Origin of the sequence: Acetobacter sicerae, assembly GCF_011516765.1 — a bacterium.
Taxonomy (GTDB): Bacteria; Pseudomonadota; Alphaproteobacteria; order Acetobacterales; family Acetobacteraceae; genus Acetobacter; species Acetobacter sicerae.
Window position 1 is genome coordinate 230,941 of the sequence record NZ_JAAABN010000006.1, and the last position, 17,809, is coordinate 248,749.

Annotated in this window: 15 protein-coding genes; 10 read left to right on the plus strand and 5 right to left on the minus strand. The window is 59.1% G+C overall.

The window, feature by feature from the left end; all coding sequences use genetic code 11:
• The first annotated feature begins 89 nt into the window (after window positions 1-89).
• From GVI59_RS09120 to GVI59_RS09135, 4 genes are all read left to right on the plus strand, one after another.
• Window positions 90-851, plus strand: a complete 762-nt coding sequence (locus GVI59_RS09120; RefSeq protein ID WP_173573967.1) for an SDR family NAD(P)-dependent oxidoreductase — start codon at window positions 90-92, stop codon at window positions 849-851.
• Between the two features lie 31 nt (window positions 852-882).
• Complete coding sequence (locus GVI59_RS09125; protein ID WP_173573968.1) at window positions 883-1,320, plus strand: SRPBCC family protein; 438 nt, start codon at window positions 883-885, stop codon at window positions 1,318-1,320.
• 232 nt (window positions 1,321-1,552) lie between these two features.
• Window positions 1,553-2,101 (plus strand): GNAT family N-acetyltransferase, encoded by a 549-nt coding sequence (locus tag GVI59_RS09130; RefSeq protein WP_173573969.1) that lies wholly within the window; start codon window positions 1,553-1,555, stop codon window positions 2,099-2,101.
• Between the two features lie 231 nt (window positions 2,102-2,332).
• Window positions 2,333-4,003, plus strand: coding sequence for an SDR family oxidoreductase (locus tag GVI59_RS09135; RefSeq protein WP_173573970.1), 1,671 nt, complete (start codon window positions 2,333-2,335; stop codon window positions 4,001-4,003).
• Window positions 4,004-4,126: 123 nt separating this feature from the next.
• Here the strand turns inward: GVI59_RS09135 and GVI59_RS09140 are convergent, their stop codons facing one another.
• From GVI59_RS09140 to tsaD, 3 genes are all read right to left on the minus strand, one after another.
• Window positions 4,127-5,005, minus strand: coding sequence for a ferredoxin--NADP reductase (locus tag GVI59_RS09140; protein WP_173573971.1), 879 nt, complete (start codon window positions 5,003-5,005; stop codon window positions 4,127-4,129).
• Between the two features lie 245 nt (window positions 5,006-5,250).
• Window positions 5,251-6,477, minus strand: a complete 1,227-nt coding sequence (locus tag GVI59_RS09145) for a YncE family protein (RefSeq protein ID WP_173573972.1) — start codon at window positions 6,475-6,477, stop codon at window positions 5,251-5,253.
• 150 nt (window positions 6,478-6,627) lie between these two features.
• The gene (tsaD, locus tag GVI59_RS09150; protein WP_173573973.1) at window positions 6,628-7,758 is read right to left on the minus strand and encodes a tRNA (adenosine(37)-N6)-threonylcarbamoyltransferase complex transferase subunit TsaD; all 1,131 of its coding nucleotides are present in this window, start codon (window positions 7,756-7,758) and stop codon (window positions 6,628-6,630) included.
• Window positions 7,759-7,799: 41 nt separating this feature from the next.
• Here tsaD and hemC point away from each other — a divergent pair, with 41 nt between their 5' ends.
• The 6 genes from hemC to GVI59_RS09180 all read left to right on the plus strand — a co-directional run bounded on the left by hemC (window position 7,800) and on the right by GVI59_RS09180 (window position 16,930).
• Window positions 7,800-8,870, plus strand: coding sequence for a hydroxymethylbilane synthase (gene hemC, locus GVI59_RS09155; RefSeq protein ID WP_173573974.1), 1,071 nt, complete (start codon window positions 7,800-7,802; stop codon window positions 8,868-8,870).
• Window positions 8,871-8,907: 37 nt separating this feature from the next.
• Window positions 8,908-9,642: a uroporphyrinogen-III synthase gene (locus GVI59_RS09160; protein ID WP_173573975.1), complete on the plus strand. Its 735-nt coding sequence runs from the start codon at window positions 8,908-8,910 to the stop codon at window positions 9,640-9,642.
• A 31-nt stretch (window positions 9,643-9,673) separates the two neighbouring features.
• Window positions 9,674-10,921: a class I SAM-dependent methyltransferase gene (locus GVI59_RS09165; protein WP_173573976.1), complete on the plus strand. Its 1,248-nt coding sequence runs from the start codon at window positions 9,674-9,676 to the stop codon at window positions 10,919-10,921.
• Between the two features lie 486 nt (window positions 10,922-11,407).
• Window positions 11,408-12,667 carry a TolC family protein gene (locus GVI59_RS09170; protein WP_338422088.1) on the plus strand — a complete coding sequence of 420 codons (1,260 nt, stop codon included), beginning with the start codon at window positions 11,408-11,410 and terminating at the stop codon, window positions 12,665-12,667.
• The gene (locus GVI59_RS09175) at window positions 12,664-13,845 is read left to right on the plus strand and encodes an efflux RND transporter periplasmic adaptor subunit (RefSeq protein WP_173573978.1); all 1,182 of its coding nucleotides are present in this window, start codon (window positions 12,664-12,666) and stop codon (window positions 13,843-13,845) included. The genes GVI59_RS09170 and GVI59_RS09175 overlap by 4 nt, the downstream gene beginning before the upstream one ends.
• Window positions 13,846-13,849: 4 nt before the next feature.
• Window positions 13,850-16,930, plus strand: coding sequence for an efflux RND transporter permease subunit (locus tag GVI59_RS09180; protein ID WP_173573979.1), 3,081 nt, complete (start codon window positions 13,850-13,852; stop codon window positions 16,928-16,930).
• A gap of 290 nt (window positions 16,931-17,220) precedes the next feature.
• Here GVI59_RS09180 and GVI59_RS09185 read toward each other — a convergent pair whose 3' ends face one another.
• Window positions 17,221-17,667 (minus strand): hypothetical protein, encoded by a 447-nt coding sequence (locus tag GVI59_RS09185; RefSeq protein ID WP_173573980.1) that lies wholly within the window; start codon window positions 17,665-17,667, stop codon window positions 17,221-17,223.
• 12 nt (window positions 17,668-17,679) lie between these two features.
• On the minus strand, window positions 17,680-17,809 hold a 130-nt coding region (locus GVI59_RS09190; protein WP_173573981.1), incomplete at its 5' end, for a transposase.

Below are 17,809 nucleotides of genomic sequence, written 5' to 3' on the forward strand. Positions count from 1 at the left end.
ACCCAATTTATGTATCGAGTGATCTTTAAATCCGTCGGGCTTGCCTCACCCAGTCTGCTCCCTACGCACTCCGTCAAAGGAAACCGGTCATGAACCAGAAGCACGCTGCCCTTGTCACAGGCGCCAATCGCGGGATCGGTTACAGCATCGCAAAACATCTGATTGCAGCGGGTGTCGATGTAATCGGCACCTATCACACCAATGAGGCCGAGGCGAAAGCAGCAGAGACAGCGCTCAGCACTGACAGTGCGAAACTGCGCATGCTGAAACTGGATATTTCAGATCATACGACTTTTACGACATTTATCGCGCAGGTCAGACATATTCTTGAACAGGAGTTTTCGCAGTCTGATTTGAAATATATCGTGCAGAATGCAGGAAACATCATCCACACCCGTTTTGATGCCGCGACACCCGAACAGCTCGACAACCAGTACAACATTCACTTCAAAGGGCCGTATCTGCTGACCGTGGCCCTTCTGCCGCTGATCCGGAATGGTGGTCATATTCTCAACATTACCTCGGCGGCTACACGCTTCTACCTGCCTGATCACGGTCCCTATTCGGCCATGAAAGGAGCGACCGAAGTGATCTCGCTTTACATGGCAAAGGAACTGGGAGAACGCCGTATTACCGTCAACGCGGTCGCCCCCGGCGCCATCGCCTCTGACTTCGGTGGCGGGCTGGTGCGCGATAACGCCGAGGTCAATCACAGTCTGGCAGAGATCACGCCCCTCGGACGTGTCGGGCAGCCGGACGATATTGGCGCAGCCGCCGCGGCCCTTCTGTCCGACAGCATGCACTGGGTGAACGGTCAGCGGATCGAGGTGACGGGTGGCCAGTCACTTTAAATACGACCCGGCAGCAATCGGGGACAATACGATGATAGACGTCATGGCCAGCAGTGTTCTCAATGCGCCCATTACATCCGTCTGGCCTCTTATCCGGGATTTCGGGTCCATCGGGGACTGGTTGCCGGGCGTGAAAAGCTGCCAGATTGAAAAGGACGATCCGGGCGATCGCGTCGGCGCTATCCGACGGCTTGAAATGGGCGATGTCGGTCTTATCCGCGAACAGCTTCTCGCCCTGTCCGATACGGATCACACGATGACGTTTTCGATCATCGAGTCTGCATTGCCGATCAGGAACTATCGTTCAACGATCAGCCTGTTTCCCGTCACGGACGGAGACCGCACGTTCATCCGCTGGAAAGGACAGTTTGAGGCTGATCCAGACCATGCTGCGACTATGCAGGCGCGGATGCCGACCCTGATCTACCAACCGGCATTCGACAGTCTGGCACGGAGACTTGCCGACTAACAATCACGCAGGCTCGCGTCCTTTTCCTTGCAACGCGAGGCTTGCATGTCCATCAAACTCGCGGGCTCTGGCACTGTGAGTCGGATACTCACCATCCCTGTTCGGTGGGAAGAACGGACGTAGGTGTCGACATCCAGTTGCACAGCTTATTCTATGGCAACAATCTGCAACTATATTATTGGGTTCACGCCAACCTACACTAACGGCTTACGATCCTGTACGCTCTTCAGCCATGATATCATCTACCGCACAATCAGCCTTTCGGATCCGCCGAACTCGCACCACCGAGGCGGATAAGTTACCTGAGATTGAGAAATCGGCTGCCCAAGCCTTCGAGTCTATTCCAGCATTGAGCTGGATTGCTGATGAGCCCCCCATGTCAGCGGAAGTGCATCGTCGATCCATTCAGGCAGGAACATGCTGGGTAGCGGTAGATACAGGCAAGGAAGATGCGCCTGTCGGGTTCCTCACAGCCTCTGTAGAAAATGGTGATATTCATATTGCTGAAATGTCAGTCGCTGCAGACTGGCAGGGACAGGGAATTGGGAGTGCACTGATCCAGACACTCAAACAGTGGAGTTTTCAAAACAAACTGTCACGAATAACTCTGACTACCTTTCTCGACGTTCCCTGGAATGCTCCATTCTATCTCCGGGAGGGTTTCGTCATTGTGCCAGAAGACGCTCTGGACACACGATTAGCAGCACTTCTTGAAGCAGAACTGAGACATGGATTTTCAAGGAACTCCCGATGTGTCATGCGCTTTGAAATAAACCGTTAACATTGCCGCAGGAATTAGGGCGTATCGTCAGCCGATTGTCGTACCATTCATGTCCGAACCGAGCAGTAAGCTCTCGGTGCAAGGCTTTGCACACGGCGATTTCCGGACCTTGCAGTGGTCCATAGAAGGCGGCACTGAGGGCGATATTGCGCGTATAGAGACGCCAGACCCGTTCCAGATGCCACAATGCGCGCGGAGAGAAGTTGCTGTGAAAAACACGCGGTGGCATGCATGAAAATCCTGATCCTCGGCGGGTACGGTGTCTTTGGTGGACGTCTGGCGGAATTGCTCTCGGATCTCCCCCAGATCGAGTTTCTCATATGTGGTCGCGATCTGACCCGCGCCAGGGCTTTCTGCGCTCGATACCGAGGAAAAGCCCGGGTCCGGCCGTTCGTTCTTGATCGCGCAGACATCGCCGAGGCCTTGCGTGCGCAGAAGCCTGATCTCGTCATCGACGCGTCCGGGCCATTCCAGAAGTATGGAGCCCATCGCTATCACGTGATCGCATCCTGCATAGATTCCGGCGTAGACTATCTGGATTTCGCCGATGCCGCCGACTTCGTCTTCGGCGTATCGAAATTCGACAGGCAGGCGAAGTCGGCGGGTGTTTTCGTGCTGTCCGGGGTCAGCAGTTTTCCTGTGCTCACCGCCGCTGTCCTGCGAGAAATGGCGAAGACGATGGATATCGAGGTCGTCGAAGGAGGCATCGCGCCGTCGCCTTATGCGGGCATCGGCCTGAATGTCATGCGCGCGGTGGTCGACTATGCTGGGGCGCAGGTAAAGCTTCGCCGCCATGGCGAGCCATCGCATGGAATTGGCCTGGGGGAGAGTATGCGCTTCACCGTCGCGGTGCCGGGTCGATTACCGCTGCGGAATATCCATTTTTCGCTGGTCGACGTGCCTGACCTGCAGGTAATCCCGCTCGAGCATCCCACGATGACCGATATCTGGATGGGCGCTGGTCCAGTCCCGGAGATTCTGCATCGGATCCTCAATCTGCTGGCTCGGCTGCGCTCAACCCTCGGCCTTCCGTCGTTTGAACCGTTCTCCCGGTTGTTCTACGCCGTACTGAACCGGATGCGCTTCGGAGAGCATCGCGGCGGCATGTTCGTTCGCGCGAAAGGCGTCGCGGATGCCCGGAGTGTGGAAAGAACCTGGCATCTCCTCGCCGAAGGTGACGATGGCCCTTACATCCCCTCAATGGCTATCGAGGCGATTGTGCGTAAACTGCTGACCGGCGAACGCCCACCATCAGGTGCGCGTCCGGCTGTCCGAGCCCTGGATCTTGCCGATTACGACACCCTGTTTCGCGGCCGAAAGATCTACACCGGGTTCCGGGAACCAGACCCGCAAGCTCCGCTGTACCGCAAAATCCTCGGATCAGCCTTCGCCACGTTGCCGCAGCGTCTGCAGGACCTGCACGGGACTTCCGCTACCCGGCAATGGACGGGGTTCGCTGAGATTCGGCGAGGACGCGGCCTGATGGCAGCGTTCGTGGCTGCACTCATTGGTTTCCCGAAGACCGCATCGAATGTGCCGGTCACGGTGACCTTTTCTCCGGAAAACGGAGCGGAACGCTGGGTTCGCGACTTTGGCGGAAAACGTTTCTCTTCCGTGCAATCAGTCGGCGCCGACCGGGACGAGCATCTTTTAATAGAACGGTTTGGACCAGCGAAGTTCGCCGTGGCTCTGGTAGTGGAGGATGATCGGCTGCTTCTGGTTCCAAGGCGCTGGACTCTCTTCGGAATCGCGATGCCGGACATCCTTTTGCCGTCCGGCGTGAGTTTTGAGACTGAGCGGGACGGACACTTCTGTTTCGATGTCGACATATCGATGCCCATAATTGGCAGGATCGTCGCGTATCGCGGTACATTGTGCAGCAGCAACCAACCTACGGGATGACTGCTTGACGGGCGCTTTTACCGACCGCCGAACTACCGGGAAGACGGCGACTGACGCCATAAAAGAAAAAGGCCCCGGACAACCTGTCCAGAGCCTTTCCATCAACCAGCATTGCAGTGCGTCTTACCGCTCGGCAAACGCCTTCTCGACGACATAAGCGCCCGGCTTGGAATTATTGCCTTCGTCAAAGCCACGTGCCTCAAGCATCTTTTCCGTATCAGCCAGCATTTCCGGCGAACCACAGATCATCACGCGGTCCAGTTCCGGATCGAACGGCGGCAGATCAAGATCCTTGAAGATCTTGCCGCTCTCGATCAGCGTCGTGATGCGGTCGGTGACTTCAAAGTCCTCGCGGGTCACGGCGGGGTAGTAACGCAGCTTGCCGGCAATCATCTCGCCAAGGAATTCGTGCTCAGGCAGTTCGTGACGGATGTGGTTGAAATACGCCAGTTCGCCAGAAATACGGACCGTGTGCGTCAGAATGACATTCTCGTAGCGCTCGTAGCACTCCGGGTCCTTGATCAGGCTCATGAACGGCGCAAGACCGGTGCCTGTGGACAGGAAGTAGAGGTTACGGCCCGGACGCAGGTTGTCGAGCAGCAGCGTGCCGACAGGCTTGCGGCCGATCAGCACCGTGTCGCCCACCTTCACATGGCGCAGACGGGAGGTCAGCGGACCATCGGGTACGGCGATGGAAAGAAACTCCATGTGCTCTTCATAGTTCGGCGAGGCGATGGAGTAGGCGCGCAGCAGCGGCTTGCCGTCCACTTCCATGCCGATCATCGTGAACTGGCCGTTTTCGAAGCGCAGGGCCTGATCGCGTGTGGTGGTGAAGCTGAACAGACGATCGGTCCAGTGATGAACCGTCAACACCTTGGCCGGGAACAGATGACCGTATTCCTTCTCCGGAGGCGCAAGGTGCCACACACCTTCCTGTCCTTCGACCGGCAGAAGGCCGGAAGGAGCTTCTTCAGGGGAAACGCGTGGCAGAATATCGGACATAGACCGGAGTTCTCCGTATCGACAGTGGTGTGCGTGTCCGGTTCCGCCCCGATCGGGACACAGAACCATTCAGGCGGAGCCACCGCCGGGTTGCTGACGAATTTTGGGAGGGGGTTTTAAGTGGAAGCGGCGCTTTGCACCAGAAATAATTTACAACGTCTGAATTGACGTGCGGGAAACCCTGCCATTCCAGTCATTTGCGTGGCGGCTCCGACAGGCGAAATACCCGTCGGAGCTGCTGAACTTCAGCGCATGATGCCTGTATGGCCCACAGAATAACGGCCCGGCTGCGGCCAGACGGTCAGACCGTGCGGCTCCGCGCCGACCGGAATGCTGGTCATCGCGCCAGTCGTCGTGTCGATGGCGTAAACCACATCGTCAAAGCGACCGGACAGCCAGAGCAGCTTGCCGTCTTCGCTGACGTTGCCCATGTCGGGGCTGCCGCCACCCGGGATCGGCCAGGTCCTGATCACCTGATTGGTTGCGAAATCGATGACGGAGACGCTGCCCTCCTTGCTGTGACGCGGGCCATGCACCTTGTGGGAACCACGGTTCGCCACATACATGAACTTCGCATCACGGCTCGGGTAGATGCCGTGAGTGCCGACACCCGTCGGGATGAAGCCGGTTTCCCTGAACGTATCGCCATCGACGATGAACACGCCGTCAGCATGCATGTCGGCCACGTAGAAGGTCCTGCCGTTCGGAGCCGTCAGAATGTCCTGCGGCATCCCGCCCTTGGACAGCTTCAGATATCCGATCAGCTGACGGTTGACCGTGTCCACCTTGGCCAGCATGCCGCCGAACTCGCAGGTGAAGATGGCGTAGCGTCCATCGATGGAGAAACCGGCATGGTTGATGCCGCGGCATTCCGGCGCTTCCACCGAGCCCTGCATCTGCATGCTGTGCGGGTCACGGAAATCGAGGCGCTTGCGGGCTTCCGCCACCACAATCGCCGACTTGCCATCGGGCGTGAAATACATGTTGTAAGGATCGTCCACCGGGACCGGGGCGCCCGGCTTGCCGGTGCGCGGATCGATCGGGGTCAGGCTGCCTGCGGTCGTGCCCTCGGCGTTGTTCGTCGCCCAGATCGTGCGCAGATCCCATGACGGCACGACGTGCTGCGGGCTTTTGCCGACCGGGAAACGGTCCACGACCTTCATCGTCGCAGGGTCGATGACATACACATCGTTCGACCGCAGGTTCGGCACGTAAATGCGGGCCGGGTCTTTCGCGACTTCCGGATTGACGTTTCCGGGACGGGCCTCGGAATAGATATTGCTGGCGTCGATCACCGGAGGCATGCCGGGGATGGTCTGCACGGCGGCGCCTGTTGCCGCCGGCACCAGACGGGCGGCGTCAGATGCAGCCTGTGTGGGGGCGGTCCCGGTCTGAGCCCGCGCAGGAGCCAGACCGGCAGCGCCAAGCAGTACAACCACCGCGGCGCCTGTCAGAAATCGATTTTTCGTCATGTTTGCGTCCGTTAACCTCGGCAAGGGCGACGGACATAGCACACGACACCTCAGCGACAAGCGATCTGCATCAATTCAGTCATGTTCATCACCATTTGTCGTGAGACGTTTTCAAGACAGGACGAGCAACGCAGGATCAGAAACCACTGCTCAGACAGCCTCCGCCTGCACTGCAAACCGTTCCTGCATCTCTGACAGGGGCCAGCGTGGCCGAGGTCGCACGGCGCGATCATCCGGCATGGGCAGGCCGCGTCGCGCCGCTTCATGACAGACTTCCAGCGCCGCCCAACCAACCATGACGGCATTGTCCGTGCACAAACGCAGTGGTGGCGCGACAAACGGCACGTCGTGCTCGGCTGCGATACGGGTCAGGGAGGTCCGCAGCACGCCGTTGGCCGCCACGCCGCCAGCCGCCACCAGCGTGCTCGGCGGCTCCATCATGGCGAAGGCGTGGCGGACACGGTCTTCAATCACATCCGCGACGGCCTGCTGGAAGCTGGCGGACAGATCCGCCGCCACGGAGCGGGGAAGCGCCGTGTTGCCATAGGGTTCGATCTGGCGGGCCAGCGCGGTTTTCAGACCGGAGAAGGAGAAGTCACACCCCGCCCTGCCCTTCAGCGGGCGTGGAAACGCAAAGGCGGCAGGATTTCCCTCCTTCGCCAGCGCCTCCAGTTGCGGACCGCCCGGCCAGCCGAGGCCGAGCATCTTGGCCACCTTGTCGAAGGCTTCGCCCGCGGCATCGTCAATCGTGCCGCCGAGACGGCGATACCGTCCGATCCCCTCCACAGCCAGACACTGGCAATGGCCGCCGGAGACCAGAAGCAGCAGAAACGGGAACGAAATATTTTTTTTCGAGACGCCGGGCAGCCTTGCGGACAGCGCATGGGCCTCGATATGGTTGACCGCGATGAACGGTTTGCCGAGCGCGATCGCCAGCCCCTTGCCGAAGTTCGCGCCGACGATCAGCCCGCCGATCAGACCGGGTCCGGTGCTGGCCGCCACGGCTCCCAGATCATGCAGAGTGAGGCCTGATGCTTCCACTGTTTTCCGCGCCAGATCGGGCAAAAGCGCCAGATGCGCGCGGGCTGCGATCTCGGGCACCACACCTCCGAAAGCGGCGTGCGCTTCCTGCGAAATCACCTTCTCGGCGAGCACCTCCCCCTCCGGTGAGAGAATGGCACACGCGGTCTCATCGCATGACGACTCGATGGCAAGAATTGGCCCTCTGGGATATAGAGCCTGTCCATCGCAAGCGTTTCTGTCGGTCCTATCTGGCGTCACGTCACCTTTCCTTCATCCGGTGCTGGTAATAAACACGCCCAATGGTCTCCGCACAGCCATCACAAACATCCCCTTCGCCGACCCTGCAGAAAATTGCAGCCGAGGCAGCCGCTCGCCAGAAGGCAGCGCCCCCGCAACATCGGCGGCAGCTTCCGCTGCGTGTCGGCACGCGTGGGTCGCCGCTCGCACTCTGGCAGACGCGCGCGTTCCTGACACGCCTGACGCGATTCTGTCCCGTCCTGCGCGACATGAACGCGTTTCAGGAGCACCTGATCAACACGACAGGTGATCAGGTCCAGAATCGCGCCCTCGCCGAAATCGGCGGCAAGGGGCTGTTCGCCAAGGAAATCCACGAGGCCCTGCTGGACGGCCGGATCGACTTCGCCGTTCACAGTCTCAAGGATCTTGAGACCACCCTGCCGCCCGGTCTTGTGCTGGCCTGCACCATGCGCCGCGAAGACGCCCGCGACGCGCTGATCCTGCGTCCCGGCTTTACGCCCGGCAACGATCCGAACGATCCTTATTCCGCTCTGCCTGAAGGTGCGCTGGTCGGCTGCGCGTCGGTTCGTCGACAGGCCCAGATGCTGCATGTGCGTCCGGACCTGCGATTCGGCCTGCTGCGCGGCAATGTGCAGACCCGTCTCGACAAGCTGGCGGCGCGCCAGTGTGACGCGACGCTACTGGCGCTCGCCGGGCTGCGTCGTCTGGGGATGGAAGATCGCGCTTCCATCGTGCTGGAGCCGTCCGTCATGGTGCCGTCGGCCGGACAGGGCATTGTCGGCGTGACGGTCCGTGAAAGCGACGTCGAACTGCGCGAACTGCTCTCGGCCATTGAAGATTATGAAGCCCGTGCGGTTTCGACCGCCGAACGCGCCCTGCTGGCCGAACTGGACGGGTCCTGCCGCACGCCGATCGGCGGTTATGCCCGCCTGCTTTCACCTTCAATCGGAGCCAAAAGCGAACTGCATCTCACCGGACTGGTCGCTTCCGAAGACGGCACCTTCCTGCTGCGCCGCGACATTGTCGGTCAGGCATCGGATGCGGAACGGATGGGTCATGAACTCGGTCGCAGCCTCCGTGCGGACAGCCCTGCTTCGATCTTCACTGACTGACTCACAGGCATGACTGCTCCGGCATGAGACTCCCAGCATGAACAAGGACACGCCCTCCCCTCGCGGTGTTCTTGTTGTGCGTCCGGAACCGGCGCTGACTGAAACGCGCGAAATGCTGGAACGGCTTGGTTGGCGTTGCTGGGGGATGGAATCGCTTATCATTACGCCTCGGGCATTGTCAGAACAGACTGGCGTTGCCGCTGTGCTGATCACCAGCAGCCAGTCAATTCAGACTCTGTCTTCCTCCGTTGCACATGACATTCCGGTTTATGCCGTGGGCGACGCCACGGCCGACCGTGCGAAAAAGCACGGCTTTCAGACGGTCATCAGCGCCAGTGGCGATGCGGCGAAACTGGCGGAACTCGTCACCGCGCGGCTCTCTCCGGCATCCGGGCCGCTTCTGCTGCTGTCCGGCGAGCATCAGGGGCTTGCACTCGCCGAAACACTTCGGAGCAACGGCTTTCGCATTCGTCGCCGGGTCGCCTATGCAACCGCGCCAGCGACGACATTGCCATCCGATGCGCTTTCAGCCCTGCGTGAAGGGCTGATTGAAACAGTCATGGTGTTTTCAGCCGCCAGCGCACGGGCTTTCTGCACCGCCCTTGCCAATACCGGCAGCTCACCCCGCTCTCTCCGCGCCATTGCGATTTCTCAAAACACGATGAAAGAGCTGCACAAAAGCGGATTTAAAACCATTGCGACAGCGCAGACGCCCGATATGACCGCCATGCTCGACAGGCTGGGGTCTGCCGCGTCACCGTCCTCCCACTGACCAGACAATCCGTGTCTCAGGAGACTTCATCATGACCAGCACCGATGCCCGTGACACGGAACTTGCCGCCCAGTATGAGGCCTATCCTTATCCGGAACGTGATCCACGCGAGGAGGCAAAACGCCTCCTGATCGGCAGCCCGAGTCATTTACGGGAAATCGACTACTGGGTTTTCGGAGCCCGTCGTCCCCGTTCACAGCCCTTGCGCGCCCTTGTCGCCGGATGCGGCACCGGTGACGGCGCGATCATGCTCGCGACACAGATGACCCGCAGCAATCGTCCGGGCGAAGTTGTCTGCGTGGACCGGTCCGAACATGCGCTGAAGATTGCCCGCTCCCGCGCCGAAGCCCGCAACCTGAACAATATCCGCTTCATCCAGGGCTCTCTCACCGATCCAGAAACGTTGCCCGGTCAGTTCGATTACATCGACTGCTGTGGCGTTCTGCATCATCTGCCTGCCCCGCTGGAAACGCTGAAAGTCCTTGAACAGGCGCTCCTTCCCGGTGGCGGCATGGGGTTGATGGTCTATGCGCCCTACGGCCGGACCGGCGTGTATATGATTCAGGAAGCGCTTGAACGTCTCACGCCCTTTTCAGAATCCCCCTCGACACGGCTCGATATCGCCAGGCGTGTCATGCGCACGCTTCCCGCCACCGCATGGCTGCGTGAGAACGGGAACTTCGGCGACCATCTTACGGGTGGCGACGCCGGGCTTTATGATCTCCTGCTCAACCCGCGCGACCGGGCTTACACGATCGGTGCTTTCCTCGATCTGCTGGCTGAGGCCAATCTTGAACCATCCTGCCTGATGGAACCCGCCCGCTACGATCCTTCGCTGTTCCTGCCCGATCCCAAACTGCGCGCCCGTGTCGAGAAGCTGTCATGGCGTCAGAAGGCCGAGGTCGCCGAATCCCTGACGGGCAACATGGCGACCCATGTGGCCTATGTCGTGCGAAATGGATCGCGCCCAACGCCTCCGGACTGTTGTGACCCGGCGACTGTGCCTGTCATGCGGGAAATACCGGGCGATGAGCTAGCGAAACAGATTCTTCCGAACAGCACATTGCCCTTTTCATTCGGGACGCTGACGGTTCCCGTTCCGCTTCCCACTCAGGCGCGAAGCATTCTGCCGCTGATTGACGGTGAACGGACTGTTGGAGCCATTGCCGCCGTCATGCAGGAGCGCGGCCTGTCCGAACGGAAATTCTTCACGGTATGGGCAGAGCTTTTCTCAAGACTGGAAAGCCTGAACCGCGTTCTGGTTCTTCCTCCCGCCTGAACGGAGGAGCTTTCAGTCTCTATTTACTGAGAGCGGATTATCCGAAGAACGTCAGCCTCTCCTTTCAGAAGACCATTCAGGTGACTTATCTCTGACCTAGGGCTGAGAGAGCATCCCTCGAAAAGCAATCGGAAGAACCCCTTTCACGGAACAGGATGTCACGTTCCTGTTTCCTCAGCCCAAACCGGCATCAGAGCATCAGCCAACCGGCACAGAAACGACATAGCGGCGAAAATATGCCCTGTCCCCTGTCCTTCTTCCTGTCGGCGCTTCCCTGACGTGAAGAAGTGTCAACAAGCCCGATTTACTGACCTTCAACATATATCTGGACACCCTTGGTCTCTGATTGCTTTTCCATACCGATTGCGTAATGTTCTTCTGGTATATAAAATATTTTTAATGTTTTTAGGCGTTTCGTCGCAACAGGCTGCATCCTATGCTTGTTTCAGTATCTTTGCCGTTCTGTGAGGGGCTTTTTTGTTTCCAGTGTATGTCAGGCGTCTTGCATTTTGTGTTCCGCTGCTCTCCGCACCCCGCGTTGGAGCAGCGGCGATATGCGGACTGTTTTTTGCATCCGGCCTCCCTGCCCATGCAGAAAGCCTGCGCGAAGCCATCCGGTCGGCCTGGACAATGGACCCGTCCCGTAAATCCATCTCGACGGACGCCATGTCCGCACGAAAGCGCGCCTCGGCAGCACGCTCATGGTTCCCCGACGGTCCCACCGTCTCCGGCCTGTATATGGATGACCATTTCATCGGCAGCAAAGTAGGTTACACGACCTATCAGGGGCAGATCAGCGTGCCTCTGTGGTTGCCGGGACAAGGCTCCGCCACGGAAGAAGCGGCTCTTGCCGATGAGAAGGTGGCCGTTCAGCAGCAGCTGGTACAGAAGCTGGCTGTCGCCGTGCATGTTCTGGATCTCGCCAGCGAAGGTTCAGTCCTCAGCGCCCGCATCAGCAATCAGGAAATCGTCAGCGATGTGCTCGGCAAGACCATGGTGGACGTCGAACGCGCGCTCCACGCGGGAGAAGTCTCCAGCACCGACTACGAAGCGACGGTGACCGAAAAGGAAAACGTTGACGGCACGCTGGCGGAGTCACGGCAGAGGCTTGAAAACATACGGGCTGAACTGGAATCGCTTACCGGCACGGACACATTGCCCGACCTGTCCGGAATTGACGGGCGGGGGCTGGGTCCGATCGGCTCGCAGCTCAATCCGGAGCATGATCCACGCGTTCAACTGGCGGACACCGTCCTGAAACAGGCGCAGGCCTCCTACTCCGTCGCCAGACACTCCTACATGCCCAACCCGCAGCTCGGTGTCATTCTCAGCCGGCAGGAACAGTATCAGAGCCCGTGGGACACGCAGGTCGGCGTCGAATTTCAGGTGCCGCTGCCAAGCGAAGCCAGAAACGTTCCCATGGTCATGAAGGAAGTTCAGGCCGTCGGTCGTGCCGAACGCGACGTCACGCAGGCGCATCGTCAGATCAAGGCGGAATATCGCCAGCTCCATAATCAGTTGACGACCTCCACCCAGATTCTCCAACATGCCCGTCAGTTACGCGTCCACTCGGATCGTCGCGCCGCGGATCTCGCCGAAGCATGGCAGGTCGGCGAGATCCCGGTGATCGAGTATCTGCGTGCCAGACGAACTGCTCTTACAGCCGCTGAACGCTACGCCCAGGCAGACATTGTCATGCGAGCCACGATAGCCCGGATGATTCTTATGAGCGGAAATATTCCATGATCGAAACGAACAGGCGTTTCTCCTCTTCTTTTGTGTCAGTTCTGCTCAGCACCCTGCTCGTCGGTTCCGCGTTTCTGCCTTCCGCCCATGCAGCCCCGTCCCTGCCGACAGTCACGATTTCAGACGAAGCGCTTGCCGCAGAGGATATCCACACGGCGGTCGCCCATGCCGGAGCACTGCCGCATCACATGGATGTTCCGGCCTATATCGTCGCGGACGCCCGGAAGGTGGCGCATATCCGCCCCGTCGGCAGCGGACGCGTTCTGGATGTGGCGGTTGTCGCCGGACAGATGGTGACCAAAGGTCAGCCGCTGCTCACCTATGAAAATTTCACACTCAATGACGACACGCAGCAGCGCCTGTCCGCAGAGGCCGCTCTGCAGGAAGCCCGCGCCAGACGCGAGAATGCCCGCCAGCTTTATGATCGCGCCCGCACCCTCAGGGGCGGCGCAATCTCGGTGGGTGAACTGGAACGGCGAGGCGCGGCGCTCCGTGAAGCCGATGCGCTCGTGCACGGTCGGGAAGCCGCACTCCAGACCATGGCCGAACATATCCGACGTTACCAGTCCAGCATGGAACATCCGGACGCGGGCAAGTCGGTCGTCGTGTCTCCGATCAGCGGCATTGTCACAAGCATCAATGTCGCAACCGGACAGGAGATGACTGCCAGCGGTGTAGCGCCGGTGGAAATCGAAAATCTGTCCCATGTCTGGATCGTCTCGCAGGTCGATGAAGACGCCGCGACCCGTATCCGCCCGGGGGATCGCCAGTTGACCTGGCTCTCGCCCGGAGAAGCCCCTCTTTCGTCACGCATTGACGTCATCGAGGGTCATGTCGATACGAAAACCCAGCATATTCTCGCCCGCAGCCTTGTTGAAAACCCACAGCAGCAGTTGCGCCCGGGCATGCTGGTAAAGACCCGTCTGTTTTCCTCCGACAAGGTGGAAGGCATCCTGATCCCGAGCGCGGCTCTTCAGACATTTGCAGGATCACCCTGCGTTTTCGTGCTGACCGCTCCCCATCGTTATAGCTTGCGCATCGTGAAGACCGGCCCTTCCCTCGAAGGACAGACCATCATCACCGCAGGTCTGAAGGGCGGTGAAACCGTGGTGACACAGGGCAGCTTCACCCTGAAATCACAGGCCATCCTTGCCCCTTCCGCCGAGGCCAACGGCTGACCATATGAAGCTTCTGCACTGGCTGATCGAAAAGCGCCTTTTCCTTTTCTGTATCGTCACACTTCTTATGCTGGCCGGACTGGCCGACATCAGAAGTCTGCCGGTGGAACCGGTTCCGGATATTTCGCCGCGTCAGGTGCTGGTGTCCGTGCAGGCGCCCGGCCTGCCGACGGAAGAAGTTGAGAAACTCGTCACTTCGCCTGTGGAGAAAGCCCTGTCCGGCGTAGTCGGACTGACCAGCATGCGCTCCGTGTCGCGCACCGGCGTGGCCGTTCTTTACCTTCAGTTCGACGATTCCACTGACATCTACCGCGCCCGTGAACTGGTCTCGCAGCGCCTGCCCGAAGCCCGTGACAGCGTATCCGTACACGGTCTGTCCATCGACATGGGACCGATGTCCACCGGCATGGGCGAAATCCTGCATTTACAGATCCGCGGTCGGGACCAGTCACTAGAAGACTTGAACCGCCTGATGGTCTGGAACGTGGTGCCGCGTCTGCGCCTCGTTCCCGGCGTGGTGGACGTCAACATCAACGGCGGTGCTTCCGAGACCTATGAAGTCGCGCTCAATCCGATGGCCATGCGGCGTTATGGCGTCTCTGTTTCGGATGCTTTCGACGCCGTCGATACCGGCAATGAAGCGGCGGGCGGCGCATGGATCGAGCATAATGACGAGCAGCACATCATTGTTGGCCGTTCGCTGATCGATGACCTCGCGGAACTGGGTGAAGTGCAGGTCCGCAGCGGTCCGAATGGTGAAGTCGTTCATCTGCGGGACATTGGCGTCGTGCGGAAAGGCAGTCGTCCGCGCATGGGCGGCGTCACCCGCGACGGACAGGGCGAGATTGTCAGCGCCGTCGTGCTGCTCCGCGAAGGTGCGAGCGCGCGGGCGACATTGAGCGATCTGAAGACCGAACTACCGAAAATTCAGGCGTCCCTGCCCATTGGCGTCACGCTGGAACCCTATTACGGACGGGAAAGCCTGACTGAAAAAACCGTCGATACGGTCAGGGAAAACCTCTCACTCGGCGCGATTCTGGTTCTGATCGTCCTGCTGCTGGTGATCGGCGACTGGCGGGCCTCTCTCGTCATCATCTCCGTGATCCCCTTCTCGCTTGTCGCCGCCATGGTCGGCATGCGGCATCTGGGCATCTCCGCCAACCTGCTCTCCCTCGGCGCGATCGACTTCGGCATGGTCGTCGACAGTTCGCTCGTCATTGTCGAGAACGTGCTGCACCGACGCCGCTATGACACGCCACTCCCGACCACCATCCTGTCCACCGTGCGCTCCGTCATCCGCCCGGTCACATTCGCCGTTCTTATCATCGCCATGGTGTATCTGCCGGTCCTCACGCTTCAGGGCGTGGAAGGGCGGATGTTCACCCCCATGGCGGAAACGGTCATTCTGGCGCTGATCGCGTCTCTTGTTTATTCGCTGGTCTGCATCCCGGCTCTCTGCGTTTTTCTGGGACGCGGCAAAAAGCCCGACGCGCACGCACAGGACAGGCACGAAGACCATCACACCCGCTTCATCGCCTTCATGTGGCGTCTTTTCCAGCCGGCCTCCCGCTACTGCATGACGCATACAAAACAGGTCATGTCAGTGGCTGTCATTTTCCTGATCCTTTCCGTATTTGTCGCCAGTCGTCTGGGCGGCGAGTTCATCCCGCAGCTTCAGGAAGGTGATCTGGTCGTCACCTCAACGCGTCTGCCGGGTATTTCCCTTGATGCGTCCCTGAAAGCCGTGCAGGCCATCGAGAAGACACTTCGCTCCTTTCCTGACGTGCGCACGGTCGTCAGCAATACCGGCACCTCGGCTATCCCGACCGATCCACAGGGCGGCGAGCAGAGTGACACCTATGTCCTGCTCAAACCTCATTCCGAATGGAAAACCGCGAGCACGCAGGAAGGTCTGATCAAGGCTTTCAGCGACGCGCTGCAGAAGAACAACCCCGGCTCCCTGTTCAACTGGAGCCAGCCGATCCAGATGCGCATGGACGACCTGCTGTCCGGTGTGCGCTCGCAGATTGCGATCGGCATCTATGGTCCGGACATGACCGTTCTGTCGCGACTGGCGACGCAGGTATCCGACGTGGTCGCCAAAGTCCCCGGAGCCGCAGATGTCGCGCCGCAGGATGTCGGCACCATCCCGTATCTTCATATCGACGTTGATCGCACCATGGCGGGGCGGCTCAACACGGAAACCTCATCGGTCATGGATGTGGTGGAGGCATTGGGCGGTCACTTTGGTCCGCCCGTTTCCGTCGATGACGCGCTGATCCCTACAGAGGTACGCTTTGCGGAAGATGCTCGGGAAAATATTGAAGATATCCGAACCCTCCCCGTCATCACGCGCGACGACCGCACCGTCAATCTCTCTCAGGTCGCGCATATCGTGCTGACGGATGGACCGCCGACGATACGCCGCGATCAGGGGCTCCGCCGCACCATGGTGCAGGCCAATGTTCGCGGACGGGATCTGAGTTCTTTCGTCAAGGCCGCTCAGGACGCGGTAGCGAAGAACATCAAACTGGCTCCGGGCTATCGCATGGAATGGAATGGCCAGTTCAGAAATCTCCAGACAGCCGTGGCCCGTCTTGAAATCGTGGTGCCGATCATGCTGGGGCTGATCTTCCTTCTGCTCATGATGGCGCTTGGACAACTGGGACTGGCGGCGCTTGTGTTCGTCAATCTGCCGTTCGCCGCAACGGGTGGTATTCTCGCACTCTATTTCCGTGGCATGCCGTTCAGCATTTCCGCCGGCATCGGCTTTATCGCTTTGTTTGGTGTGGCCACCATGAACGGTCTCGTGCTGGTGTCTTATATCCACGACCTGAGAAAGGAAGGATTCCTTCCTTTTGACGCTGCTGTCGAGGCTGTTCGTGAACGCTTCCGGCCTGTCATGGCCACGGCGACGGTCGCCTGTCTGGGCTTCTTCCCCATGGCGTTCTCCATGAGCGAAGGTGCGGAGGTTGAAAAACCACTGGCGACGGTTGTGATCGGTGGGCTTGTATCCTGCACGATGCTGACGCTGCTGGTTCTGCCGTCGCTTTATGCGTGGCTTTACAGGAATAAGTCCTGCTAAGTTCGTTATATTCCACAGAATTACTTGGTGTTTCTTTATGTGAAGCAATGAGAAAATTTTCACATAAATCATAATTATAGAAAAACATGACAGCTTTCGCCTCCATGGTAAACATCTGGACAACTGTGATAGCTACTCGAAAGCTGACATTGTTAAATGAATCGAAATGGAAACGAAGTAGACGTTCATAGAAACGACGGTGAACGTCCACTTCTGACAGAGGGCGACAAATGAGCGGGAGCGCTACACCACCTGAGCAATTCCACTCATGTTAAATTTGCACGGGTAGGTCAATGATCGCCTATCGCAGCACGAAGAGCGTCGAGAGCCGGGCCGTCGACAAAGACCGCGCACATGTCGTCGTTCCAATCTACTTCCTCCCAGTCAGCTTCGTTCCACCACACCAGCTTCGCCGTCTGATCGCCGATGATTTTTCGATACGCACGGGTGATACCCTTACCGAATGACCCAGAGTAAGCTGGCCAATCGTCTTCTTTCTCAATGCCGAAGATTGAGCGCATATTTTTCCACGTTATGGCTCCGTCAGTGTTTTTAGCAATGGCTTTTAGATATTCGACGCTACGAGGATCGATCCGCGACAAAAGGTCGTGCATCTGCGCTACGGTCGCGGACGTGCTGCGCGCGTTCGCGTCTTTCCCAACTGAAGTTTGGAGCGCTTGAACGAGAAAGGGCAGGTTCAGGTCAACCTTGACGACGGATCGCCCGTCGAGCAACAATTCTAGGGCCTGTTAGGTCTTGATATAGTCCGCTGTAGCAGCGATGAGGATGACGGAGAGGAAGGATGCGGCGGTTTTCTCATATCGGGTCGCGACAGCCCGCCACTCCTTGAGCCTTGCCCACAGTTTTTCGACCAGATGC